Genomic DNA, 24,937 nt, shown 5'->3' with positions numbered 1-24,937 from the left:
GGCACCCAGCCCCTCCCCCACCCCCCGATACGAAGCCTCCCTGCGGTTCGGGGGTGCTTGTCAAGGCATCTTTCCAGCCTTGACAAGCACCCCCGAACCGTCAGCACAATCAACCTTCGGGGTGCCCCACGCAACCCCTCAAAGCAATGTCGCCGGAGGCGACGAGCCGAATCACCCCCCAAACGTCCGAACCTCCGGACTCACCTCCAAAGCATCCCGATTGAACGTCACCTCCACCCCTCGCCCCCGCAACCGAGACGCCCCCTGATCAAGCTTCCACCCATCCACCCGAACCCCAACCCGCGGATGCCGCCGAACCTGCCCCTCATCCAACCGAACCCGAACACTCGCCGCGTCCCCACCGACCAAATTCAAATAATTGTCACTGAAAGTGGCAGGAAGAACCCGCTCCCCAGTCCGCACGTCATAAACCTGCAAATGCACCATCAACGCCACCGACTCGCCGACATTCCGCACATCCACCGCCACCTCAGCCCCGTCGGCCCCGTGCGAAACCCCGGCGATCACCGAAACAGCCGCCCCAGGCATCCCCTCCAACCCGGCAAACCCAGCCTCCAGCCCAGGCTTCTCCACCCAATAGAAACTCCGAACCACCTCCGATCCACGCGAATCCCGAAGCACCAACCGAACAAAAGCAACCTCAGACGGCGCAGCACCAACCTCCGAAGCCACCCTCCCAACCACAGCACGGTCAGACCCAGCCACCCCGCCCACCGGCATCGAGGCACGAGCGAACTCCACCCCGTCCACCCCGTAAAACGAAGCCTCAACACTCCCCCGAACCACCGCCCGGGAATGATTAGCCACAATCACATCGAAGTTCCGCGCATCCAGCACCACATTAACCCGCCGACAAGCATGCTGAACCGCATAGAACGACGAATGCGCCTCCAAATCATGACTGTACATCTGCCAGACAAAACTAGGCTGCGCAGGATTAGTCATCCACATGATGACCCCAGTACGCGGATAAGGCCCAACACTCCGCATATAAGCAACCGGAGCCGCGTAAATAGCCCGAATACACTCGTAATTCATCAACTGCGACTTACGCGCGAAATCCGCAAGATTCCGGACCTCCCCATACCGCTCGCCAGTCAGCCGAAGATACCCCGCACCACCCCCATTCCCGCCGTTCCCGTTGACATCCCGATCAGCCCAGAAATCATCCGGATGCTCCCACGAAGCCTCCGGAAGCATCTTCCGCATGAACTCCAACGTAGGAATAGAATAAGACCCGACCTCATTATGAAACGGCGGCCACTGCGTACCGTCATTCAACGCGAAATGCTTGGCAGGCGGCACCCAGTGGTACGGCCCGCCAGACCGGTACCCGTCAACCGGATTCTCCCCGGTATCCCCGGCAGAACTAGTCAACACCACCCGCTGCGGATCCAGCTCGGCAACCAGCGCGTCCAGTCCGTCGATCAACGGCTGCGGCGGCGGCCCCTCGTTGCCACCGCACCACAGCAGGATCGACGGATGATTGCGAAACCGCACAATGCAATCCCGGATATTGGCGAGATCCCGCTCAATATTCTCCGCAGGCGGCCCCTCAGTGGAACAGAAGAAGTCCTGCCAGACCAGAATTCCGTACTCGTCGCAGGCAGCAAAGAAGTCCTCGGTACTGCTCTGCCCGTTCCAGTTCCGGATCAAGTTGAGATTAGCGTCCCGATGCAACCGGACCTGCGCCCGCAACCGCTCCCGAGGGATCCGCTTGAGCGCCTCGTCCAGCCCCCAGTTCCCGCCCATCACCAGGATCGGCTGATTGTTGACCGTGATCGCCAGACACTGCGTCACCGCCCCGGACGGCGACCGCATCGGCGTCGTGTACTCGATCCGCCGGATCCCGAAGTCCACCGTCCGTTCGTCGTGCACCTGCCCGCCGGACTCGACCCCGACCGTCAGCCGGTACCGATACGGCTCCCCATACCCGTTGGGCCACCACAGCTTCGGCCGATCCACCCGCAGACAGGCGATCTCCTTCGACGTCAGCTTCACCGACGACGCCCCCGCCGGAACACTGACCGTCCGCCGGAACCCCCGCCCGTCAAGGGACCCCGTCACCATCACGGACTTCCCGGCAGCACTGTCCACCGCGAGCGAGACCGAGACCTCCGCCGTCCGCAAATCCTGCGACAGCGTCGAGGTGACCTGGACATCAGCCACCCGCACCGGCCCCGTGGTACGCCAGGTGACCGGCTGCCAGATCCCCAGATCCCGGTCCGGAATGGTGGGCAGCCAGTCCCACCCGGCGGTGCAGAAGAACGTCGGCCCGTTCTTCAGCGTGATCCCGGTCGGACCGCCGTTGCGCCCGCCGCGCGTCACCCCGCTGGCGTAACTCGGCAATGCGGGCGGATCGGTGTAGTCGAGCTTCCCGACCAGCACCGCCAGCCAAGCGACCCCGTCCGCCTCGGCCACGATGTCCGTGACGTCGAAGACCGCGCGCTTGAACGCGCCCTCGACCGTGCCGACCCTGGTCCCGTTGAGCCACACAGTCCCGAGGTAGTTGATCCCGTCGAACTGCAGCCAGAACCGCTGCCCTGGCACCAGCCGCGGCACCCGGAACGCGACCCGGTACCAGTAGCCGGTGTCCTTGAGGGTGTCCGGGACGGTGTCGGTCACGATGTGGCCGTACAACGGATCGGGATACTCGCCGTTGGCGATCATGCTCGTCAGCGGAGTCCCCGGGACAACGGCGGGCTTCAACCCAGCGACGTCCTTCGCGCTGGCGAGCACACTCCCGTCCGCAGCCGTGCCGTCGGCCGCGACAAAGGTCCAGCCACTGCCGATCTCGCCGCCGACCTGAGGCGGACGCGCGTCCGGAGCTGCCTCGGCGGTACCGGACACTCCCAACGCGCCGAGCACACCGCCGCTCGCGACAGCAATCCCGCCGGACAGAAACCGCCTGCGATTCACCTGGGTCACGTCGCTCCCGTAGCCTCTGACATCGTTGTCACCCGCACTTGAACCCTATTATTCGGCCGTTCGCGGGCCCGATGTCAAGCGGCGTAAGGAGGTTTCCGCGCCGCCGCAAGGTTTCTGTCGGGCGGACAACCGGCGGCGGCGCCCCAGCGTGACCGGCGCTGCGCCATAGGAAGGAACCTTTATAAAGTCGGCGGGAAAATCGCCCCGCACCCCTGGCGACCGGCCGCCGTGCGCTTTTAGGGTGACGGCGTTCGGGGCGGGGACCACTGCCCCGCTCACCGGTGCACCACCGAAGGAAAGCGAGTTTCCCAATGCCCGAACCCGTCGAGATGTGGACCGCACCCGACTTCGTCGAGTACGAAACCCCGATGGAGGTCACCGCCTACGCGGCCCGCCGGGAGGAGTGACCCACCGGACGGGACCGGTCCGCCGCGGTCCCGTCCGTCCCGGAAAACCTTACCGCTGAGCGAGAATCCCGGAGGAGCGAATGTCCACTGTGCACCCGATGAGTCCGGCGGAGTTCACCGGAGCCCTGCGCGGCCTCGCCGACCGGTATTGGGGCAGCCATCCGTTCCACCGGCGGATGCACGCCGGCGAACTGACCAAGCGCGAATTGCGGCTCTGGGCCGCGAACCGCTGGTACTACCAATGCGTGCTGCCGCAGAAAGACGCGGCCATCATCAGCAATTGCCCGATCCCGGAAATCCGCCGGATTTGGCTCGACCGGATCGTCTACCACGACGGCGCCGTCGAAGGCGAAAGCGGAGCCGAACGCTGGCTGCGACTGTGCGCCGCGGTCGGCCTGGACCGCGCCGAAGTCCTTGACGAGCGACACGTCGCCCCCGGTGTCCGGTTCGCCGTCGACGCCTACGTCACCTTCGCACGCACCAAACCTTGGGTGGAAGCCGTCGCCTCCGGCTTGACCGAGATGTTCGCAGGACACCTGATGCAGCAGCGGGTGGTCGACGTCCTGGCGAATTATTCCTGGATTTCCCGCGCCGACCTGGCGTACTTCACCAACCGGATCGACAAGGTTTCCGGCGAGGGCAAGGACACTTTGGACATTGTCGTACAGCACTGCGTCACGCGCGAACAGCAGGAGAAAGCGGTGGCCGCGCTGTCGTTCAAGTGCGATGTCCTGTGGTCGATGCTCGACGCCATCGAACGCGCCGCGGCCGAGGAGTGAGCCGATGGACACCATCACGACCGCGTCGGTGCCGAAACTGCGCGTCGGCGTCCGCCTGACGTTCGATCACGTGCGCGGGACGCAGGTGCTGCTGTTCCCGGAAGGCGTGCTGGTACCGAATTCCACCGCCACCGCGGTCCTCGAACTTTGCGACGGCACCATCCCGGTGTCCGGCATCGTCACCACCTTGCGCAGCCGCTACCAAGGCGTCCAGGAGAGCGACGTCCTCACCGTATTGGCCCGGTTCGGACAACGGCGGGTGATCGAATGGACGTGACCGCACCGCTCGGGTTGCTCGCCGAACTGACGCACCGCTGCCCCCTGCACTGCTCGTACTGCTCGAATCCGGTGGAACTCGTCAGCCGGTCCGCGGAAATGTCCACCGCTGAATGGATCGACGCGCTGTCCCAGGCCCGCGAACTGGGCGTGCTCCAGGTCCACCTCTCCGGCGGGGAACCGTTGGCGCGCCCCGACCTTCCGCATCTCGTCACGCACGCGAGCGACCTCGGCTGCTACGTCAACCTCGTCACGTCCGGCCTGGGCCTGACCGAGTCCCGGCTGACCGATCTCGTCGACCGAGGTCTTGCGCACGTCCAGCTCTCGGCCCAAGCCGCCACCGCGGACCGGGCGAACCTGCTCGCCGGCGCGAAAGCCTTCGACCGCAAGCTGGCCGCCGCCGAGCTCGTGAAAGCCTCGGGCCTGCCGCTGACCGTCAACGTGGTGCTGCACCGGCACAATCACGACCAGCTGGCCGACATCATCGCGCTCGCCGAGTCGATGGGCGCGGACCGGCTCGAACTGGCCAACACCCAGTACTACGGCTGGGCCCTGCGCAACCGTGACGCGCTGATGCCCACCCGCGCGCAACTCGCCGCTGCGGAATCCATCGTCCGCGCAGCCGTCGAACGCCTCCGCGGGAGGATGGAGATCATCTACGTCGTCGCCGACTACTACGAGCCGTTCCCCAAACCGTGCATGCACGGCTGGGGCGCGCGGCAACTCACCATCGCGCCCGACGGCACCGTCCTGCCCTGCCCCGCCGCCAGCGCGATCACCACGCTCACGCTCGACAACGTCCGCGACACCGCGTTGGCCGACATCTGGTACCGCTCGGAGTCCTTCAACGCCTACCGCGGCGAGGACTGGATGCGCGACCCGTGCCGCACCTGCGACCGCCGCACCACCGACTTCGGCGGCTGCCGCTGCCAGGCATTCCAGCTCACCGGCGACGCGGCGAACGCCGACCCCGTGTGCTCCCGCTCCCCGCACCGCGGCATGGTCGACCTCATTCTCACCGCACCGTCCACTCCGGACCTGATTATGCGTGGCCCAGCCCGATGAAGGTCATCCTCCTGGGCACCGCGGCCGGCGGCGGCTTTCCCCAGTGGAATTGCGCCTGCGCGCAATGCACGTCCGGTGCGCCTTCGCGTACGCAGGACAGCGTCGCCTTCAGCGCGGACGGCCGTGCCTGGCACCTCATCAACGCCTCACCGGACATCCGCGCGCAAATCCTGGCCACGCCAGCGTTGCGAGCCGGACCGGGCCCGCGCGAGACGCCCCTGCGCACGGTCCTGCTCACCGACGCCGAGCTGGACCACACCCTCGGCCTGCTCATGCTCCGCGAGGCGACGGCCCTGACCGTCCACGCCCCCGCCGCCGCCCTGCACGCGCTGACCGACCACTTCCCGGCCCGTCCCATCATCGGCGAGTACCACGACTGGACCTGGCACGCCTCCACCGAAACCACCCTCGACGGCCTCGTGATCACTTCCTTCCCGATCAGCGACAAACAACCGAAATACGCCCGCTCCTCCGCCCGTCGCGGCCCGTGGGTCGTCGCCTATCGCATCCACGACCCGGCAACCGGCGGCACGCTCGTCTACGCGCCCTGCCTGCGCACCTGGCCACCCGGCTTCGACGAGTTCACCGACGGCGCGAGCCTCGTCCTCCTGGACGGCACCTTCTACAGCGGCAGCGAATTCACGACGGCCACCGACAGCGCCAACCCAGCCGCCCAGCAGGCGATGGGCCACGTACCGATCACCACGACGCTGCCGATGCTCGCGAACCGCCCGGGGGTCGGCCGGTGGGCTTACACGCATCTGAACAACACGAACCCCGTCGTGGACCCGCACGGCTCGGAGCATGCTGCGGTGGTGGGTGCTGGTGCGGAAGTGCCGCCGGATGGAGCCGAGTTCACGCTCTGAACCGTGCGCAAGCCTCACGACGGTTAGCCGGGCACGGCAGAACCGCCCTGCTCGACCCGGCAGAGGCCGCGGCGTGGATCCCGACGCCGAAGTGCCGCTGGACAGAACCTAACTCGCAGAGTCGCGCACGAATCTCGCGGAGATTGCTCCACCAGGAAGGGCAGAACCACACCGCGCACCGACCTCACGGACCGGACGCACCGCCGTTCACACCACGGGAAGCCGAATCAGCACCGACGGAACAGCCCCACCTCCCTCGTCAAGCACGCAAACACACCACACCGGCCCAGCACGCACCACAGGCCGCACCGCCCACCCGCCGGAAACCCGCCTCAGGTCGCCGAGCAGCGGCGCGATCAGCACCGGGCACAACCAGTTCATGCGGTAACCGGGCACGACTAACCGGCCCTCCGCCGAGCCTTGACAGGCGGACCAGAAGCCAGTCCACCGGCTGCTGCCACACTCAACCGCCAGGTGCTCGTCTCCTGACTACAAAATCCCGGCGAGCAAACACGTTGACCAACCGCAGGTCGCCGGTCGCCAAAAGCCCCACCTCGGCAAGCAGATGCGACACACCTAGGTCCGGATATCCCCCACCAGCAACAACCGCTCTAGCATCTCCGGCGTAAACACCACCCCGGTCACCTCCGCCGCCACCGCGAAAGCCGCCGCGATCGGATTCGACGGCGTTTCATCCGGGCCAGGATCCAACCCTGCCTCGCGCATCACCTGGATCAGCCGCTCCGATTCGCTGCCGTACGTCCGGCTCGGCAGGCACGGAGTGAAACCAGCAACAACCGTGCCGTCCACCGCGTGCACGAAGTGCGCCTCCGCATAGTCGTGCCGGTTCACAGCCACGACCTCGCTCCCTTTCGACAGCCGCGCAACGACTTCCGGCAAATTCCCCTGCCACCCCCACGGTTCGACGGCGACACTCCACCCGCCGGACGACACCACGCCGACGTACCCTCCGCCGTTCCCGCCTTGGGTCTGCGCGACGTACTCGGCGACCAGATTGTTCAACTCCCCGAACGTCATCTGCTCGCCGCCGACGGCACCGAACCGCCGCACCACCTCGGGCGGATCGAGCCCGCGCACGAACGAAACGCAGAAGATGTCCTGCAGCGGCCCGTAATCATCCAGCCATGCCAACTCGGTCAGTAAGTCCGTCATCACGCCTCCAAGATCGACTGCGGCCATGATGACAGGCACCACCGACAAAAACCGGATCCGCGACCAAAGCAGTCCATTGTGGACAGCAGAGGGTCACCTCTGCGGCGGCTCCGCCTGCAAAGTCCCGGCAGGCAGCCGATCCGCGCCCCAGCTGCGCTCGAGATACCCGATGATCCGCGCGACGTCCTCGGCGGGCACCTTCTCCGGCTCGCCGTGTTCCCGAGGATCGACGTGGAAGATGTAGAGCCGGGACGCGAACTGGTCGAACGGCAGCGAGGCCTCGCCGAACCGCTCGCCGTTGCCCGCGGTCGAAACCACCACGCCGTCGCCCCAGTCCTGGCCGCTGTCGTTGTTCGGGTTGTAGAAGTACACCCGCATGACGTCGTCGGGATCGGGCGCGGTGCGCAGGATCGTGATCGCGTGCCAGCCGACGTAGCGGGCGGCGCTGTCGGTGACCGCGACTCCGGCCGGCTGCGGGTGGATCAGCGGCTGCTCGCCGTTGTACGACGGGTGGTAGCTCGCGTGGAACTGCCGCAAGAAGTCGTCGAGGTCGATCAGTTTTCCGGTGGCGACGTCGACGTTGATCCGGAAGCCCCGAGACGCCCACCAGCCGTGGAACTCGGGGTTGACCCAGCGGTGCGGGTCGCCCGGCCGGTCGGCGCAGCGGCGGCCCATCTCGGCGTAGATCCGGTCGAGATGGGGCACGACGAGCGACGACACCGGGTCCAGGTCGGCGGGCAGCGACTCGGAGAGCCCGGCCCCGCTTTCCTTCGACGACACCGGCTGTCCTTCGAAGTGCATGACGACCTCGTCGTCGCGCGCCGCCCACACCACGACCTGCAGCAGGTAGTCCGGGTCGTTGTAGGCCCACATCGACAGCGCCCGCGCCGACTGGCAGGTCGGGTTGTCGCCCTGTCCGACGCCGAGCGGCTGGCCCAGCATCGACAGCACGCCCGCGAGCAGCCGCGCCTCGGGCCTCGGCTGGTCGCCGAACACGAGCGCGAGCCGTTCCCGGGCGGCGGTCGACAGCTCCAGCGCAAGCTGCCGCCACAGCGCGGGCACGACCGGCGGTTCGTAGAGGATGCCGCGGTCGAGCAGCAGCGCCAGCCCGTAGACGCACTGCGCGGTCTGCGGGTGCACGGCTTCCTCGATCAGCCGGTGGACCAGGTCGTGGTAGCGCATCAGGCAGTTCCGGCCCACGTCGGACAGGCCGAGCGCTTCGCCGACGAGGTAGTCGCTCTCGTGCGCGAGGTACCGCAGCAGTTCGGCGTGGTACGGCGACACCAGGCCGGTGTCGTGCATGGCCCGGGCGAACCCGGTCGCCTCGTACTGCAGGCTCGCCGCGTCCATTGCCTCGAGCCGCGCCCGGAAGACGTCGACGCCCGGGTCCTCCCGGCACGCCTCGGTGGTCCCGAACAGGCTGGTGATGAGCCGGTCGAGGCCCTGCACCGACGAACCGCCCAGGTCGACGTCCGGGTCGCCGCGGTAGATCGAGATCCGCGTGATCAGCGATTTGACCTGGTCGACCTGGATCGGGCGCTGGCGCAGGATCCGCCAGATCTCCTCGACCACCTTGTCCAGGATGCTGTCGTAGCCGATCTGGTCGGCGAGGTACCGCAGCAGGTCGCGGATCAGCTGCGCAGTCCGGCCCTGCCGGGTCCGCTCCGCTTCGCTGGGCGGCGTGAACAGCAGCTCCAGGTTCGCCCCGAGCACCTGCGACAGGAACACGCGGGCGTCCTCGGCGGGCAGCGTCGGATGCTCGTAGTCGCCGCACGCGACCGCGAGCATCCGCAGTTCGCTGGTCGCCTCGATCACCACGGTGTCGGAGTTCCCGCTGTGCAGGCCAGGGCCGACCAGCGCGGGGATCAGGATCTCCGGGGTGTCCCAGTCGGTGCCCTGGAAAACCCCGGCCTCCTCCAGCGCCCGCGCCCTCGCCCGGACCGCGGCCGCGCCGTCCGGCTGGAGCAGCACCCGCCGCAGCGCCTCCAGCACCCGGCGCAGCTTCGTGTGCTTGCCGAAGTCGCGGGTCGCGGCCATGGCCGCGACCGCGTCGTCGAGCGACGCCACGCGTTTGGCCAGCGTCGCAGTCGTGCCGGTGACGTCGGCGTTCGGCTCCAAGTGCGTCCTTCGGTCGGGGTGGCGGACTCGTCCGTGCTCAGACGTAGAAGTCCAGTTCTTCCTGTTCCTTCAGCAGGTCGCGCATCCGGTAGGCGTCGTCCCCGAAGAAGTACAGCAGACCCCAGTGCGTGCCGAACGCGGTCCTCTTCGTGACCGTCTCCTCCAGCGGCGCGGTCAGGTCGTGCGACTCGTAGTAGTCGTCGTCCTCGGTCTGCTGGGGGATCCGCAGCTCGCTGACCACCCGACGGCGAGGGTACACACCGAAACAGCCCGCGACGCCGGTCGCGTCGACGACCTCCCGCGGGAAGAAGGCGTCGATCTCCTCCTCCGTCGTTTTCGGGTCGAAGGACAGGACGAGCGCCTGGTAGGCGTTGAAGCCGTAGGCCCGTTCGAGCAGCTCGAAGACCTTGAACCCGGGCGGCCGGTAGGCGACCTCGCCGAAGTACATCTCGCCGTCGCTGGTGACGAAGTACTCCGGGTGCACGAAGCCGAACTCGATGTCGAAGGTCTTGACGAGCTTCTCGATCTGGGCGGTGATCTGCGGCCGGTACCGCTCCAGCTCGGGGGTCGCCGGCACGAACACCGAGTAGCCGAGCGTGACGTACTCCGAGATGTTCAGGAACTTGACCTTGCCGTTGTGGATCCACGCCTCGACCGCGAACTCCCAGCCGTCGAGGTGCGATTCCATCAGGACCGGGAACTCCTCCTCCGGGATCGAGTCGATCTCGTCCGGGGTGCGGATGACGCGGTGGCCGAGGCAGCCCGCCTTGTCGAACGCCTTGAGGTGGATGGGGTCGTTCGGGTCGCCGTCGAGCTTGAGCAGCGTCTGGTTGACCCGCTTGAGGAACCGGACGACGTCGTCTCGGGCGTGCGCCTCCTCGAAGATCCCGACCCGGATGCCGCCGAGCTGCGCGCGCCGCTTCATCAGCGCCTTGTCCCGCAGCAGCATCGCCTGGCCGAACAGGCGCGGGTTGTCCATCAGCACCGAGTTGATCGCGCCCGCCCACTCGACCGTCTCCTCGAACAGCGGGATGGCGACGTCGACGCCTTCCTCGTGCAGGATCTCGGCGATCTCCATCGACCGGTCGTTGAGCCGCTCGAAATTCCACGACACGTACGGGATGTCGTGTTCCACGCAGTACTTCTCCGCCCAGTCCGGGGCGACCACGACGTAGCGGCGGTCGAACCGGTCGAGCGCCTCGACCGCGTTGAGCGACCAGCCGAGCAGCGCTACGTATCCCTTGTCCGGATCCTTCGCGACCGGCTCGGACTCTGGCATAGGGCGTTCCTCCGTTCAGCAGGTGCGGCTCGCCACGGCGCGGCGGCCGCAGCCGTGCTGCGGTCATATACCCGAAACCGGCGAAATGAAACGGATCCGTGCCGTCCGGCGAGGTTTGGCGAGCGGAAACCGTTGCGCCATCAGGGTTTTCCGGGTTACGCGGCTCCGCCCGCCTGGCCGAGCAACGCGCACGCGGTCGCGAACGCCCCCGGCAGGTCGTGCCCCATCCCCGCCACCACGTCGTCCAGTGCGCGCAAACCCGCCCGTTCCAGCAAGGTTTTCTCGTTCGTCACCCACTCTCCCTTCGCGGCCAGCACCGCGTGCCCGGTCTGCATCGCCGCCACGCCGACCGACGCCGCGGCCTCCGCGACCCGGCCGTGCCGCACGTACGCGGCCTTCGCGTACTCCAACGTCCGCGCCGCCGAAGCGCGCCAGAACTTGGGGGCGTTTTCCCGCAACAGCTCCGGATACTCTGGCCTCGGCAGTTCCCCGCGCACGACCCGGTTCAGCGCCAGCTCCGCCACCACCAGGTAACTCGGGATCCCGGCCAGGTGGAACGCCAGCGGCTCCCAATGGAACCGGCCCTTCTCCGCCTCGGCCAGCTCGTGCTCGACCACGTCCAGGTCGCGGTAGTGCACGTCCACCGGCCGTCCCTGCACGGTCAGCCACGCGCCGCCGTTGAAGACCCCGCCGCCCCATTCGCCCAGGCCGGACACCTCGCCCGGCAGGCCGAGCGCGCGCAGGTCGTCCGGATCGAACGCGCCGCGGTAGTACACCGCGTAGTCCCAGTCGCTGTCCGGCCGATGGGTGCCGCGCGCCCGCGAACCGCCCAGCGCCACCGCTTCGACTCCGGGCAAATCGGACAACAGCTCGGCGACGTGCTCGGCGAAGGTTTCCTCGTCGTTTTCCTGCATCCCCAGAACATGCCATGAATCTCTGCCAAGATCGCCAGTATTTCGCCGGTTGTCCAGCCGACCTGGGGGTTTGAATGCACCGATTACGCACCATCGCGCTCACCGCTGCCGCCGTCACCGCGCTCGGCGCCGCGCCCGCGGACGCCGCGCAGCCCTTCTCCGACACCGTCTTCGCCGCGACGCACAACAGCTACTCCGGCAACGTCGACGGAGCGAAGGGGTCCATCTCCTACCAGCTCGACCACGGTGTCCGGTTCATCGAATTCGACATCCACGACAACGGTTACGCCACCCGGCACGACTACGGGATCGGCCACAGCTCGCCCGGCGACCTGGTCGACCACGCGGGCAACCCCGCGTCCGACAGCCTCCGCGACTGGCTCGGCGTGGTGAACAGCTGGTCGGCCGCGCACCCGGACGCGGCGCCGATCGTCGTCATGCTGGACCTGAAGGACGACCTCACCGACAACGACTCGTTCGCCGCCGGAAACCTGGCCGCGGTCAACGCCGAACTGAGTGCCGCGTTCGGTCCGCGGCTGCTCTCCCCCGCCGCCTACCGCACCGGAGCGACCACGGATTCCTTGCGCGGCAGGGTCCTTCCGCTGCTGTCGGGCGACGGCGGCACGCGCGCCGCGTACCGCCGGGACGTCGGGTACCACCCCGCGGTCGCGATCAACAGCCGCGGCCAGGTCGTCGAGGTGCACGATTCCGGCGGCGGCGCGCTCTGGTACTGGACCGGACAGCTCGGCGCCGACGGACGCGTCACCTGGCAGCGCCACGGCCGTTACGACGGCGGCCAGACCCCGGCGGTCGCGCTGGACGGCTCCGGCCGGATCGTCGAGGTGCACCAGTCGCCGAGCGCCACCACTCTCTGGTACCACACCGGACAGCTCGGCGCGGACGGCGAAATCCGCTGGTCGGCAAGCCATCAGTACGACAACGGCGTGCTGCCGACGGTCGCGTTCACCAGCTCCGGGATCCGCGAAATCCACCGCAGCCAGTCGAGCGACCAGAACTGGCAGTGGCGCGGCACGCTCTCCGGCGAGACCGTGACCTGGACCGGCAACGCGAAAACGTCCGATCCGCGTTACGACAAGGCAAACGCGGGGCGAATCTCTGTCGCCACCGGCGCCGACGGTTCCACCCCGGTGCAAACCCTGCGGTACTCCACGGATCTCGTCGCCGGCGGCCGTGTGCAGTACCAGCAGGTGGCGTTCGACGAATACCAGCAGGGCGACCCGGCTGAGCTCCAGGACGGGCTGTTCTACGGAGCTCCGGCGAAGAATTCAGCGTTTTTGGTCGCTGCGCACAAGAGCGGGCACGTCGTCCGCGGCTGGGACTTCGACAACGCGGGCCTGGCCACCGATCCGCTGGTCAACTACCCGGCGACCAACCACCCGTACGACGACTGGTACCGGCAGCTCACCCAGGACGCCGCGCGCTAGATTTCGCCGGAACACCAACGGGTTCCGGGCCTGAAGAAAAAGGGGCCCGCGCTCTCCCACCCCGACGGGGAGAGCGCGGGCCTCGCCCGCAGGCTGGAGGGTCGGTGTTCCTCCCAAGAACACCGGCCCCTCCGGCCCGTGGGCGTTCAGGCGGTCCGCTGCCTGAGCCGAGCCGCCCCGACGGCTACGACCGGCATCGACGCTTCCTGCAGCGCCGCCCGTTCGACCGGACGCCGGACCGCCCCGCTCGGAGTCCGCAGGCAATGTCGCTCCACGGATTCCATGAGCACGGCGGCGACCATCACGACCACGGGGGTAGCCAGCGCGAACCACATGTGGCCTTTGGTACCCAGCCGCGCGGAAAACCAATCGCCCGGTTTCCGGGAGGGTGGTCGCTAGACTGGCGGCGTGCGCACGCGACCGACGCTGACCTGGGCCGGACCTGGCGAACCGCTGCCGCGCACGGGCACGGTCGCGGACGTGGCCGAGATCGTCGCCGGGCGGCGGGTGCTCGTGCTCAGCGGCGCGGGCCTCTCCACTGAATCCGGCATACCTGACTACCGCGGCGAAACCGGCAGTCTCCGCAACCACACGCCCATGACGTACGGCGAATTCGTCGCCAGCGAGGCGGGCCGCCAGCGTTACTGGGCGCGCAGCCACCTCGGCTGGCGCACCATCGCACGGGCCGCGCCGAACGACGGGCACCGAGCCGTTTCCGCACTGCGCGCGGGCGGCTGGGTCTCCGGCGTCATCACCCAGAACGTCGACGGCCTGCACCGCGCGGCCGGCACTCCCGGCGTGGTCGAACTGCACGGCAACCTCGACCGCGTCGTCTGCCTCGACTGCCGCCGCACCACCGCGCGCGAAGACCTCGACGCCCGGCTGCGCGCGGCGAACCCGGATTTCGGCGCCGTGGCAACGCGGATCAATCCGGACGGCGACGTCGAGCTCGCCCAGGAGGTCGTCCGCACCTTTCGCACCGTGCCCTGCACCAGTTGCTCCGGCGTGCTGAAACCGGACGTGGTGTTCTTCGGCGAGAACGTGCCGCGCGCACGTGTGGAGCGGTGCTATCGGATGGTCGACGAGGCATCCGCCGTGCTGGTGCTCGGATCTTCGCTCACGGTCATGTCCGGCCTGCGGTTTGTCCGGCGGGCCGCGAAAGCCGGCAAACCCGTGGTGATCGTCAACCGCGGCCAGACCCGAGGCGACGAGCACGCGACCGTCCGCGCGGACCTGCCGCTCGGCCCCGCGCTCACCGAGCTGCTGGCCGTGCTGGAAAACGCGTTGCCCAGCCCGAGCGCCGCCGGATAAGCTGCGGGCACTCCGATGGAACGGTCCCCGGAAGTACGCCGCAGAGCGGATCGGCCAGCCTGAAGACATCCAGGTCCAGGAGCGGGCGGCAACCCTGTAGTTGTCGACCCGTTTTACCGGAGGTTCTCCGATGTCTCTCGGCATTGGCCTGCCCGTCAGCGACCCCGCCGTCCTGCTCGACTGGGCGCGCCGCGCGGACGCCGGCCCGTTCAGCACGCTCGGGCTGCTCGACCGCCTCGTCTACGACAATCCCGAGCCGCTCACCGCGCTCGCCGTGCTGGCCGGCGCGACCACCCGCATCCGGCTGCAGACCGAGGTCCTGCTCGCCCCGCTGCGCGAGACCGCGCTGCTCGCCAAGCAGACCGCCACGCTCGACCGGATGAGCGGCGGCCGGTTCGTGCTCGGCGTCGGCGTCGGCGGCCGCGAGGACGACCACCACGCCGCCGGCACCCCGCTGCGCGAACGCGGCCGCCGTCTCGACCGGCAGCTCGCCGACCTGTACCGGCTGTGGTCCGGCGCGCCGTACAGCGCCGAAGCCGGTCCGATCGGCCCGGCACCGGCCCGCGAAGGCGGCCCGGAGCTGCTGATCGGCGCGTTCAAACCCCAGGCGCTGGCCCGCGTCGCCCGCTGGGGCGACGGGCTGCTCGCCGCCGCTCCCCCGTCGTGGGTCGGCGGGCTGTTCGACGCCGTGCGCCGCGACTGGCGGGACCACGGCCGCAAGGGCGAACCGCGGCTCGTCGCGCAGGTGAACGTCGCGGTCGGCCCGGATTCCGTCGCGGACGAAGCGAAAACGGCAATGCACGCGTACTACGCGTTCACCGAAATGGCGGAGCACATGGTGAGCGGAATGCTCACCACGCCCGGCGACATCCGCGCCGCGATCCGCGCGTACCGCGATCTCGGCGCGGACGAGGTGATGCTCTACTGCTGGGGCAGCGATCCCGGCCAGGTCGACCGGCTCGCCGACCTCTGCTGAACAGCTGACCTTTTCTGAACAGCACGGGAAGTAAGCTCGCGCCCATGCACGCGTCGACGCTTTCCGGCGGATCTTCCGCGCCCCGTCCCGGAATCGCCCGTCGGCGGGGATGACGGACGAACCTTCCGGGCGGGCCCCCTGGCTCGCCGCGCACCCCCGGCGAGGTTTCCTGCTCGGGGCCGGCGCGGTGCTCGCCGGATCGGGCGCGCTCGCGGCCGCGCTTTCCCGTCCCGCGCCCCCGGTGGCGCGGGACGGGTTCGGCGCGGACTGGCTTTTCGGGCCGTACACCGCGGGCAGCACCGATCCGGACTTCGACGACAGCGCGATGGCGCTGGTTTCGGTGCCGCACTGCGTGGTTCCGCTGTCCTGGCAGGACTGGGACCCGTCGGACTGGCAGCACGTCTGGGTGTACCGGCAACATTTCCTCGCGCCCGCGCAGCTGCGCCGGAACCGGGCGTTCCTCCAGTTCGACGGGGTGCTCAGCGCGGCGACCGTGTACCTCAACGGCCGCCGCGTCGCGATGCGCAGCGGCGGTTACCTGCCGCTGCGCTGCGAAGTCACCGGCCTGCTGACGGACAAGGACAACGTGCTCGCGGTGGTCGTCGACGGCCGCTGGCAGCAGAACACGCCGCCGGATCTGCCGGAATTCCCCCACCCGACGGCCATCGACTTCTACCAGCCGGCCGGGCTGTACCGCGAAGTCCGGCTGACCGGCGTGCCGCAGACGTATCTGTCCGATGTGTACGCGCAGCAGATCGCCGTGCTGACGCCGAACCGCGAGGTGCTGCTGCACTGCACGGTGGATTCGGCCAAGGCGGTCAAAGGCCCCGTTCGGCTCACCGCGACGCTCAGCCAGCACGGTGCGGAAGTCGCGTCCTCCTACACTGACCTCACCGGCCTGCCGAAGGGCGACACCCAGGTCACGGTGTCGTTGCAGGGCCTCGACGCGGTGCAGCTGTGGGACCTGGACGATCCGGCGTTGTGCGACATTCTCGTCACCCTCGCGGTCGACGGCCGGAAGGTGCACACCTACCCCGTGCGCACCGGATTGCGCGACGCTCAGTTCACTGTGGACGGTTTCCGGCTGAACGGGCGGCCGCTCAAGCTGTTCGGGCTCAACCGGCACCAGTGGTACCCGTTCGTCGGCGGCGCGATGCCGGACCGGGTGCAGCGCCGGGACGCTCAGCTGCTGAAAGAAGAGCTGAACTGCACGATGGTGCGCTGCTCGCACTATCCGCAGGCGACCGCGTTCCTCGACGCCTGCGACGAACTCGGCATCCTGGTGTGGGAAGAACTGCCCGGCTGGGACCACGTCGGCGACACCGCGTGGCAGGAGCTGGCGGTGCGCGACGTGCACGACATGATCGTGCGCGACCGCAACCATCCGTCGATCATCGTGTGGGGCACCCGGGTGAACGAGACGCTCGGCCAATACGCGCTGTACGGGAGAACCGACCAGCTCGCCGCGGAACTCGACCCGATGCGGCCGTGCACCGGCGCGGTCGCGGGCGAGCGCGGTTACGTTTCGCCGCTGTATCCGGTGAAGGCGGCCGGCGGGGTGTTCTCGTTCAACGACTACAGCCGCCCGCGTCCGCCGGGTTCGCCGCCTCCGCTGCGCCCGCCGCGGCGCGGGGTTCCGTACCTGGTCAGCGAAGCGATCGGCACGCTCGTCGGCTCCGCGTACTTCCGGCGGACGGACCCCCCGGCGGTGCAACGGGAACAGAGCATGCTGCACGCCTGGGTGCACGACCACGCCGCGTCCGATCCGCACTACAGCGGCCTGCTGGGCTGGTGCGGTTTCGACTATCCCTCCGGCTGGTACCACCATTATCGCGGCGTGAAATACCCCGGCGTGATGGACTTCTTCCGGATCCCCAAACTGGGCGCGGCGTTCTACCGGGCGCAACGCGATCCGTCCCGCGGCGCGGTGATCGAACCGGCTTTCTACTGGGATTTCGGCCCGGGCTCCCCGCCGGGCGGTCCGGGTCGCGACGCGATCATCTGGTCGAACTGCGAGGTGCTGGTGGTGACCGTCGCGGGCAAGCGCCCGGTCACCGTGCATCCTGATCGCGCACGGTTTCCGCACCTGGCGTATCCACCGTTCCCGGTGGACCTGCGGGTGAACGGCCGAACGCGCCCGGAGCTGACGATCGAAGGCCGGATCGGCGGGCAAACCGTGCTGCGCAGGCGATTCAGCGCGGATCCGGCGTACGACACGATCGCGGTGACCGCCGACGACGACCAGCTCGTCGCCGACGGCGCGGACACCACCCGGGTCGCGCTGCGCTTGCTCGACCGGTACGGCGCTCCGCGGCCGCATGCGCGCGGGGTGCTGGCGGTCTCGGCGACGGGGCCCGGCGTGCTGATCGGCGACCCCTACCTGGACTTCGGCGCGCTCGGCGGTGCGGCCGCGGTGTGGGTCCGCTCGATGCGCGGCACCCCCGGCACGATCACCGTGAGTGCCACGCATCCGTTCGTCAACACCGGAAGCGCCACGATCGAGTCAGTCTGACGTCACCACACGACCGGGACCTGCGAAACCCCGCCGGTGAGCCGGTTGGAGCGCACCTCCAGCTCGTCGGCGGGCCCGGCGAGGCGGAGGTTCGGGAAGCGGCGGAACAACGTCGTGAACACCACGCGCAGCTCCGTGCGGGCGAGGCTGGCTCCGATGCAGAAGTACCCCCCGTAGCCGAAAGCGATGTGGGAGTTGGGTTTGCGGTCCGCGTCGAACTCGTGCGCGTCGGCGAACACCGCCGGGTCGCGGTTGGCGGACGCGGTCGAGATCATCACCGCATCGCCGCGCGGGATCCGGACGCCGCCGATCTCCACGTCCTCGTGCGCGTACCGGAGCAGCCCGAGCCCGCCGGGCGCGGACATCCGCAGGATCTCCTCGACGGTGGCGTGCACGCGCGCATCGGGGTCGGCGGCCAGCGCGTCGCGGCGGGCGAGGTCGGTGAGCAGGAACAGCACGCCGAGGTCGATCCGGTTGGACGTGGTCTCGTGGCCGGCGAACAGCAATCCGGCGGCGAGCCTGCCGAGGTCGTCGTCGGTGAACGTCGGGTCGTCGGCCTGCGCGGCGACCAGGTCCGAGACGACGTCCTGGCCCGGGTTCGCGCGTTTCGCGTCGGCGAGGCCGGACATGTAGGCGGTGAACTCGGTCATCGCCACCTCGGCGTCGCCGCCGCTGTCGAGCACGCCGATGCGGTCGGAGAGGTCGCGGAACTTCTCGCGGTCTTCGTACGGGACGCCGAGGAGTTCGCAGATCACCAGCACCGGCAAGGGGAACGACAGGTGCTCGTGCAGATTCGCCGGCGAGCCCGCGGCTTCCATCCCGTCGAGGCAGCGATCGGTCAGTTCCTGGATCCGGCTGCCGAGGCGGCGCATCCGGTTCGCCGAGAACGCCGGGACCAGCAGGCGGCGCAGCCGGGCGTGCTCCCGCTCCTCGGTCTCGAAATCGCCCTGCGGCCCGTTGAGCACCGCGGCGTCGGAGACCGTCGAGGCGTCCTCGGGATGCGGGTGGGAACGGCCGAACCGGTTGTCCGCGAACACTTCCCGGGCCTGTTCGTACGCCGTGACGAGCCAGGCCGGGTCGCCCGCCGGGGTCGTCACCGGGACGATCGGGCCTTCGCGGCGCAGGACTTCGTACAGCGGCGCGATGTCCAGGACGTTCGGCCTCGCGAACGGCAGCTGGGTGGGGGTAGACATGCGGGGTCCTCCTCGGGTCAGCCCGCCCGCGTGCGCAACGACGCGAGCCAGTCCTGTTCGTTCTCGGCGCGGCGCTGCACCTCGGCCAGCACGAGCCGGCTCCACGGATCGGCCTGCCCCGCGCCGAGCTTGGCGAGCCGGTCCCGCTGCGCCGCGACGGCGGCCTGGCGGGCGTCCAGCACGCGCAGCCGTTCCTCCGGGGTGAGCCTGCCGAATCCCGCCAGCCGCGCCAGGAACTCGGCCGGATCGCCCGCCAGCTCCGGCGGCAGGTCGGCGAGCAGATCGTGCAGCAGCTCCCGCCCGACGTCAGTGATCGTGTACACGTGCCGCGGCGGACGGCCCTCCTGCGGCTCGGCGGTCCGGGTCACCGCGCCTGCCTCGGCGAAGCGCCGCAGCGCCGGGTAAAGCGAGTTGTTCGACAGCGTGCGGCCGCTGGATTCCTCGATCTGCTTGCGCAGTTCATAGCCGTGCCACGGCCGCTCGGCGAGCTTCGCGAGCAGGAGCACGTCGGTCCACACATAGGTCACCGTAACCTAGGGTCTGGTGAGCGGGCAACGTCCGAACGGCGGATGCCGGAAGAAGATCTCGGGCCCGTTTTTTGTCGGTGTCTCCCGATACGGTGCTGTTCGACCGATCCGGAGGGGGATCTCCTGTGACCGACCACGTCCGCTATGGCCTCTACCTGCCGCCTTTCGGCCCGTTCGGCGATCCGGCCGCCTTGGTCGACCTGGCCGTCCGAGCCGAAGCCGCCGGCTGGGACGGCGTGTTCCTGTGGGACCACGTGGTGCCCGCGATGCCGCCGATCGCCGACACGTGGACCACCCTGGCCGCCATCGCGCAGGCGACCAGCACGGTCCTGCTGGGCCCGATGGTCACGCCGCCGAGCCGCCGCCGCCCGTGGCTCCTGGCCCGGCAAGCCGCGACGCTCGCCCGCCTGTCCCGCGGCCGGCTGATCCTGGGAACCGGCATCGGCTCGGACGAAACCGGCGACTTCAGCCGCTTCGGCGATCCGTCCTCGCCCGCCGAACTGTCGTCGCGAACGGACGAGGCGATGGACATCATCCGCGCGATGTGGGCCGGGGAGGCTTTGCGGCACGAGGGCTCGCATTACCGGGTGTCCCTCGATGCCGCCGACCCGGAGCCGTACCCCATTCCGGTGTGGACTGCCAGCACGACCCAGCATGAACGGGTTCTCCGGCGTGCCGCGGGGAGTGACGGGATTTTCCCGCTTCCTGGGCCTCAGCCGTTGCCTCCCGCGGAGCTAGCCAGTCTGGTTGCTCAAGTGCGGCCGTCGGATCGTCCCTATGAGGTCGCGGTGGCGGGCAACGCGAGTCCGGCGTGGGAGGAACCAGCCACGGTGGATCTCGCGGCGCTCGCGGAGGCGGGGATGACGTGGTGGATGGAATCGCTGATCCACTTCGATCCGCTGGACCTCTCGCTGAAGGTCGTGGACGCCGGACCGCCTCGGATCGGGGGTTGACCGGGCAGGGCTTTGCCTTGCGGCGGCGGGGTTCACGCGGTGCGGGTGCCTGTCGGATCGAGGTGCGGTCGAGCCAGTTGAGCTCTCCCGCAACGGCCGCCCGACCACACCCACGGGAGCGCAGCAACCGCCTCGATGCGCGGCCGAGCCAGCCGGACTCGCCCGCAGCAACCAAGCCCACGCCGCCTGAGCACGCCCGCGGGAGCGCAGCAACCGCCTCGATGCGCGGCCGAGCCAGGTGGGCTCGCCCGCAGCAACCCAGCCCGCCCCGCCCGACCACACCCACCGACCGCAGCAGCCGCATCGAGGCGTGGCCGAGCCAGCTGGGCTCGCGCGCAGCAGTCGAACCGGCGCCGCCGGACCGGGCGCGAGTAACCGGGCCGGAACAGAGGTGTTGCGGTAGAGCCGAGCCGGTTGAGCTTGCGCGAGGTCGCCGAATCCCGCGCCACGACAGCCGGACCGAGGCGTAGCCGAGCCAGTTGGGCTGCGCACGGTAACCGGATCCGTGCCGTCGGGGAATGCCCGCGCGGGCAGCGACAGATCGGGGCCATCCGAGCCAGCAGGGTGCGGAAGCGCTTTCCACCGTGCCGAGGGACAACCGCGCCCTCGGTTGAGGCACAGCCGAACCCGGCAGCGAGTGTCCTCGTGCGCGGCAACGAAATCCGATCAGCACCTCCCCCACCCGATCCCCGCCCGCCAGCGAGAAACTCCCCCGCCGCCACCGAATCATCTTTCCCGCCACCGTTTCCAGCCCGCACACCAGCGATCCCCCGCAGTTGCCTGATCGTTCAACCACCGCCCGCCCGCCGGTCGTCCCCCTTCGGCGGCTTCCCTCGGCCGCTCGGGAGAGCTACGGTGGAGGGTGGTTGAGCCTCCAGCCACCGTGATTCGTCCCGCGCGCCGGGATGCCCGGTGCCGGCCGGTCCGGCATTCCGCCGCAGCCCTGTGCGCGGCTCAGAGAGAGTGCCGTGATGACCGCCGCGCACATTGCCCGACTGCCCGCGCTCCCCTCGGACCCGACGGGGATGCTTCGGCTGCGCGTGGGCCACCCCGCTCCGGGGACCGCCGTCGTCGAGGTGTCCGGGGAGGTCGATCTGGCCACTGCGCCCCGGCTGGCCGAGGTCGTCGAGGCGCGGCTGCGGAGCACCGTCAGCCTGGTGATCGTCGACCTGCGCCGGACGACCTTCCTCGGCGTCGCGGGGCTGCGCGTCCTGATCCGGCTGAAGCTGCTGGCCGCGGGAGCGGACAAGGACTTCTACGTCGACCCGGGCACCGCCCCGACGGTCCGGCGGCTGTTCTCGCTCTTCCCCCTGGACTGCGTGCGGTCCGGCGCCGCCGAGGGGCTCACCGAGATCCCGCTGCCCCGGCCCGCCGGGAAGGCCTGACCGTCCACTGAGGACACAGCGAGCCGCGGCCCGAGGTTCACGCGTCCGGATCGCGAAAAACTCTGCGCTCACGTCGCCCAGCAGAACTCGGAATCGGCAGACAACGAACCAACGGGCGTCCGCGGAAAGACCCCGCGCTCACGTCGTCCAGCAGATCCCGTAGGCGGCGAACCACGGACCGAGGCTACGCGTCCGGGTCGCGGAAGTCCTCCGGGCTCACCTCGCCCAGCAGATCCCGAACCGGCGAACCGCAGGCCGAGACTCACGCGTCCGCGTCGCCCAGCAAACCCCGCAAGCGGCGAACCACGGACCGAGACTCACGCGTCCGGGTCGCGGAAGTCCTCCGGGCTCACGTCGTCCAGCAAGTCCCGGAAGCGGCGGATCTCGTCCTCGGTCGCCTCGGCCGGTTCCTCCAGGTCGGCAGCCGCGTCGAGAGCGGTTTCGTCGCCCGCCGCCACCGTCACGTCGACCGCTGCCTCGTCGAGCACCGCTTCCGCGACTTCCAGCGGGGCATGCGTGCGCAGGCCGATCGCGATCGCGTCGCTCGGGCGGGCCGAGACGCGCGCGCCGCCGGACAGGACGAGGTCCGCGTGGAAGATGCTGTCCAGCAGCTGGGTGATCTCGACCCGTTCCACGCTCTGGCCCAGCGCCGCCAGCACCTCGATGATCAGCTCGACCGTCCCCGGCCGCGCGGACACGACGTGCTCCTGCGCGGCGGCCAGTTCCTGCGCTTCCGGCGCGCCGATGGTGATGGCGAGCCAGCGGCGCGAGCCGGATTCCTCGCGCAGCAGCACGACCGGCGCCGACTCCTGCGCCACCACGGCCAGTCCCTGCACGCGCACCTGCACCATGGGGGTCACCCCGCTTCCGAAAAGGTCCTCCCTGCTGACTACCCAACGTCCGGCGTTTTGTCACGCGAAATCGCCGCGCGCATCACGCCGGATTCACCCGGGCAGCCGGCGCGGACCGGCACGAGCCCGCCGTAAACGTGCCGCGGCGCACAAACCGGAATCCCTGGCGCACGTGTCGATCGGGCCCTGTCTGGGTATGCGGGAGCCATGAACGACGAGGGACCCGGCAGCCGCGCCAGCGGCGGCATGCCAGCCGTGGACCGTTTGCTCGACGAGGTGATCGAGCTGCGGCTTCCGGCGGAGACTTACCAGATCCCGCTTGTCCGCATGCTCGCGCAGGCGGTCGCCGCGCGGGCCGATTACGGGCTCGACGCCATCGCCGACGCCAAGATGGCGGTCGACGAGGCGTGCGCCCAGGTTGTTTCGACAGCCGCCCCCGGGGCGGCGATGACCTGCCAGTTCACTGTCTCGCCCGAAGGGATCCGGTTCACCGTCAAGACGCGCACCCAGCAGCCGGAGCCGCCGAGCGAACGAAGTTTCGGCTGGCACGTGCTGACCACGCTGGCCGCGAACGTGTCCGCGCGCTGCGTGCCGGACGCCGCCGACGACGGGTACGCGCTGACCCTCGACCTCGACCTGCACCGGGAGGCGAGCGGGTGAACCAGCAGCCCGTCACCCGCCACCGTGACGAATACGCGCACACCGCGCCGCTGTTCGAGGAGCTCGCCGCTCTGCCCGCCGACGACGGGCAGCGGCCGCGGCTGCGCGAACAGCTCGTCACCGAATTCCTGCCGGTCGCCGAGCACATCGCGACCCGGTTCACCGGACGCGGCGAACCCCGCGAGGACCTCGTCCAGGTCGCCCGGATCGGCCTGATCAACGCGATCGACCGGTTCACCCCGGACCGCGGCCCGGACTTCCTGTCCTTCGCCGTGCCCACGATCATGGGCGAGATCCGCCGGTACTTCCGCGACACCGGCTGGTCGGTCCGCGTGCCGCGGCGGCTCAAGGAACTGCACCTCGCGCTCAGCCGGGGTTCGGCGACCCTGTCGCAGACGCTCGGCCGCGCGCCGACGCCCACCGAACTGGCCGAGCACCTCGGCCTCGAGCTCTCCGAGGTCCACGAAGGGCTGGTCGCGGGCCACGCGTACCAGACCTTGTCGGTGGACAAGCCGGTGCACGACGACGCCGAGCCGCTGCTGCTCGCCGACACGCTCGGCAGCGACGACCCGGAGATCGAGCACATCGAGAACCACGAGGCCCTGCAGCCGCTGCTGCGCGAACTGCCGAAGCGGGAGCGCGCGATCCTGGTGATGCGGTTCTTCGGCGGTCTCACCCAGACCCAGATCGCCGAGCAGGTCGGCATCTCCCAGATGCACGTGTCCCGGCTGCTGTCGCAGACTCTCGAACAACTGCGCGACAAGCTCACCGGCGACCCCTGAGCACGCCCGCGACGGGGGTCGCCCGACCGGGCTGGATCCCGTTGTCGCGCCCCTTCGGAGCTGCGACGATACGAGTCCGTCCAGCACTGAGGAGGGCCCGATGGCCTCGAGACTCAACCCGTACATCAGCTTCGCGGGCAATGCCCGGGAGGCGATGGAGTACTACCACGACCTGTTCGGCGGCGACCTGGCGCTGAACACCTTCGGAGAGTCCGGCGCACCCGCGGACTCCGGCTACGCGAACAACATCATGCACGCGATGCTGGAGGGCGAGAACGGCTTCACGCTCATGGGCTCCGACGTGCCGCCCGGCATGGAGCACAACCCGGGCACGAACATCTCGATCAGCCTCAGCGGCGACGACGGCGACCTGCTGCGCCGCTGCTGGGAAAAGCTGTCCGACGGCGGAACGGTGGCGGTTCCGCTGGAAAAGCAGATGTGGGGCGACGAATTCGGCGCCTGCACCGACCGGTTCGGCATCTCCTGGATGGTCAACATCGGCCAGGCGGGCTGAGC

General features: G+C 69.3%; 23 protein-coding genes. 14 read left to right on the top strand and 9 right to left on the bottom strand.

Going from position 1 to position 24,937, the window contains the following annotated elements; translation table 11 throughout:
* Positions 1-171 precede the first annotated feature (171 nt).
* Positions 172-2,949 (bottom strand): sugar-binding domain-containing protein, encoded by a 2,778-nt coding sequence (locus PUT80_RS29880; protein ID WP_275294186.1) that lies wholly within the window; start codon positions 2,947-2,949, stop codon positions 172-174.
* Between the two features lie 311 nt (positions 2,950-3,260).
* Between PUT80_RS29880 and pqqA the strand changes: the two genes are divergently transcribed.
* The 5 genes from pqqA (at position 3,261) to pqqB (ending at position 6,342) form a co-directional block, all read left to right on the top strand.
* Complete coding sequence (pqqA, locus tag PUT80_RS29875; RefSeq protein ID WP_037358081.1) at positions 3,261-3,356, top strand: pyrroloquinoline quinone precursor peptide PqqA; 96 nt, start codon at positions 3,261-3,263, stop codon at positions 3,354-3,356.
* Between the two features lie 80 nt (positions 3,357-3,436).
* Positions 3,437-4,135 carry a pyrroloquinoline-quinone synthase PqqC gene (pqqC, locus tag PUT80_RS29870; protein WP_275294185.1) on the top strand — a complete coding sequence of 233 codons (699 nt, stop codon included), beginning with the start codon at positions 3,437-3,439 and terminating at the stop codon, positions 4,133-4,135.
* Between the two features lie 4 nt (positions 4,136-4,139).
* Positions 4,140-4,412 carry a pyrroloquinoline quinone biosynthesis peptide chaperone PqqD gene (gene pqqD / locus PUT80_RS29865; protein WP_275294184.1) on the top strand — a complete coding sequence of 91 codons (273 nt, stop codon included), beginning with the start codon at positions 4,140-4,142 and terminating at the stop codon, positions 4,410-4,412.
* On the top strand, positions 4,403-5,476 hold the full coding sequence (gene pqqE, locus PUT80_RS29860; protein WP_275294183.1) for a pyrroloquinoline quinone biosynthesis protein PqqE: 1,074 nt from the start codon (positions 4,403-4,405) through the stop codon (positions 5,474-5,476). Before pqqD ends, pqqE begins: the two co-directional genes overlap by 10 nt.
* The gene (gene pqqB, locus PUT80_RS29855; RefSeq protein ID WP_275294182.1) at positions 5,473-6,342 is read left to right on the top strand and encodes a pyrroloquinoline quinone biosynthesis protein PqqB; all 870 of its coding nucleotides are present in this window, start codon (positions 5,473-5,475) and stop codon (positions 6,340-6,342) included. The genes pqqE and pqqB overlap by 4 nt, the downstream gene beginning before the upstream one ends.
* Positions 6,343-6,918: 576 nt before the next feature.
* On the opposite strand, the gene PUT80_RS29850 is transcribed toward pqqB, so the two are convergent.
* The 4 genes from PUT80_RS29850 to PUT80_RS29835 form a co-directional block, all read right to left on the bottom strand.
* A complete protein-coding gene (locus tag PUT80_RS29850; protein WP_275294181.1) occupies positions 6,919-7,542 on the bottom strand; it encodes a DUF6461 domain-containing protein in 624 nt (207 codons plus the stop codon).
* A 66-nt stretch (positions 7,543-7,608) separates the two neighbouring features.
* Complete coding sequence (locus PUT80_RS29845; RefSeq protein WP_275294180.1) at positions 7,609-9,633, bottom strand: hypothetical protein; 2,025 nt, start codon at positions 9,631-9,633, stop codon at positions 7,609-7,611.
* 37 nt (positions 9,634-9,670) lie between these two features.
* Positions 9,671-10,912 carry a carboxylate--amine ligase gene (locus PUT80_RS29840; protein WP_238605796.1) on the bottom strand — a complete coding sequence of 414 codons (1,242 nt, stop codon included), beginning with the start codon at positions 10,910-10,912 and terminating at the stop codon, positions 9,671-9,673.
* Positions 10,913-11,067: 155 nt separating this feature from the next.
* Positions 11,068-11,826 carry a nucleotidyltransferase domain-containing protein gene (locus PUT80_RS29835; protein WP_134727345.1) on the bottom strand — a complete coding sequence of 253 codons (759 nt, stop codon included), beginning with the start codon at positions 11,824-11,826 and terminating at the stop codon, positions 11,068-11,070.
* Positions 11,827-11,900: 74 nt separating this feature from the next.
* On the opposite strand from PUT80_RS29835, the gene PUT80_RS29830 reads away from it, so the two are divergent.
* Positions 11,901-13,271, top strand: a complete 1,371-nt coding sequence (locus tag PUT80_RS29830; protein WP_275294179.1) for a hypothetical protein — start codon at positions 11,901-11,903, stop codon at positions 13,269-13,271.
* Positions 13,272-13,417: 146 nt separating this feature from the next.
* Here PUT80_RS29830 and PUT80_RS29825 read toward each other — a convergent pair whose 3' ends face one another.
* On the bottom strand, positions 13,418-13,606 hold the full coding sequence (locus PUT80_RS29825) for a hypothetical protein (protein WP_275294178.1): 189 nt from the start codon (positions 13,604-13,606) through the stop codon (positions 13,418-13,420).
* A 73-nt stretch (positions 13,607-13,679) separates the two neighbouring features.
* On the opposite strand from PUT80_RS29825, the gene PUT80_RS29820 reads away from it, so the two are divergent.
* The 3 genes from PUT80_RS29820 (at position 13,680) to PUT80_RS29810 (ending at position 18,070) form a co-directional block, all read left to right on the top strand.
* Positions 13,680-14,582, top strand: a complete 903-nt coding sequence (locus PUT80_RS29820; protein WP_275294177.1) for an NAD-dependent protein deacetylase — start codon at positions 13,680-13,682, stop codon at positions 14,580-14,582.
* A 130-nt stretch (positions 14,583-14,712) separates the two neighbouring features.
* Positions 14,713-15,558 carry an LLM class flavin-dependent oxidoreductase gene (locus PUT80_RS29815; RefSeq protein ID WP_134661765.1) on the top strand — a complete coding sequence of 282 codons (846 nt, stop codon included), beginning with the start codon at positions 14,713-14,715 and terminating at the stop codon, positions 15,556-15,558.
* Positions 15,559-15,667: 109 nt separating this feature from the next.
* Positions 15,668-18,070: a glycoside hydrolase family 2 TIM barrel-domain containing protein gene (locus tag PUT80_RS29810; RefSeq protein WP_275294176.1), complete on the top strand. Its 2,403-nt coding sequence runs from the start codon at positions 15,668-15,670 to the stop codon at positions 18,068-18,070.
* A gap of 2 nt (positions 18,071-18,072) precedes the next feature.
* Here PUT80_RS29810 and PUT80_RS29805 read toward each other — a convergent pair whose 3' ends face one another.
* Both PUT80_RS29805 and PUT80_RS29800 read right to left on the bottom strand, forming a co-directional pair.
* Positions 18,073-19,263, bottom strand: coding sequence for a cytochrome P450 (locus tag PUT80_RS29805; protein WP_275294175.1), 1,191 nt, complete (start codon positions 19,261-19,263; stop codon positions 18,073-18,075).
* A gap of 17 nt (positions 19,264-19,280) precedes the next feature.
* The gene (locus PUT80_RS29800) at positions 19,281-19,790 is read right to left on the bottom strand and encodes a PadR family transcriptional regulator (protein ID WP_107051004.1); all 510 of its coding nucleotides are present in this window, start codon (positions 19,788-19,790) and stop codon (positions 19,281-19,283) included.
* Positions 19,791-19,915: 125 nt separating this feature from the next.
* On the opposite strand from PUT80_RS29800, the gene PUT80_RS29795 reads away from it, so the two are divergent.
* Both PUT80_RS29795 and PUT80_RS29790 read left to right on the top strand, forming a co-directional pair.
* Positions 19,916-20,743, top strand: a complete 828-nt coding sequence (locus tag PUT80_RS29795; RefSeq protein WP_275294174.1) for an LLM class flavin-dependent oxidoreductase — start codon at positions 19,916-19,918, stop codon at positions 20,741-20,743.
* Between the two features lie 971 nt (positions 20,744-21,714).
* A complete protein-coding gene (locus tag PUT80_RS29790) occupies positions 21,715-22,128 on the top strand; it encodes an STAS domain-containing protein (RefSeq protein WP_235146686.1) in 414 nt (137 codons plus the stop codon).
* A 317-nt stretch (positions 22,129-22,445) separates the two neighbouring features.
* On the opposite strand, the gene PUT80_RS29785 is transcribed toward PUT80_RS29790, so the two are convergent.
* On the bottom strand, positions 22,446-22,979 hold the full coding sequence (locus PUT80_RS29785) for a bifunctional nuclease family protein (RefSeq protein ID WP_037811381.1): 534 nt from the start codon (positions 22,977-22,979) through the stop codon (positions 22,446-22,448).
* A 207-nt stretch (positions 22,980-23,186) separates the two neighbouring features.
* Here PUT80_RS29785 and PUT80_RS29780 point away from each other — a divergent pair, with 207 nt between their 5' ends.
* The 3 genes from PUT80_RS29780 to PUT80_RS29770 all read left to right on the top strand — a co-directional run bounded on the left by PUT80_RS29780 (position 23,187) and on the right by PUT80_RS29770 (position 24,935).
* Positions 23,187-23,639, top strand: coding sequence for an ATP-binding protein (locus PUT80_RS29780; RefSeq protein WP_037811379.1), 453 nt, complete (start codon positions 23,187-23,189; stop codon positions 23,637-23,639).
* Positions 23,636-24,421: a SigB/SigF/SigG family RNA polymerase sigma factor gene (locus tag PUT80_RS29775; RefSeq protein ID WP_037811378.1), complete on the top strand. Its 786-nt coding sequence runs from the start codon at positions 23,636-23,638 to the stop codon at positions 24,419-24,421. Before PUT80_RS29780 ends, PUT80_RS29775 begins: the two co-directional genes overlap by 4 nt.
* Positions 24,422-24,521: 100 nt before the next feature.
* Positions 24,522-24,935: a VOC family protein gene (locus tag PUT80_RS29770; protein WP_037811377.1), complete on the top strand. Its 414-nt coding sequence runs from the start codon at positions 24,522-24,524 to the stop codon at positions 24,933-24,935.
* Positions 24,936-24,937 lie beyond the last annotated feature (2 nt).

Origin of the sequence: Amycolatopsis sp. La24 (assembly GCF_029087445.1) — a bacterium.
Lineage (GTDB): Bacteria > Actinomycetota > Actinomycetes > Mycobacteriales > Pseudonocardiaceae > Amycolatopsis > Amycolatopsis nivea.
This window is presented reverse-complemented; position numbering and strand designations above follow the sequence as displayed.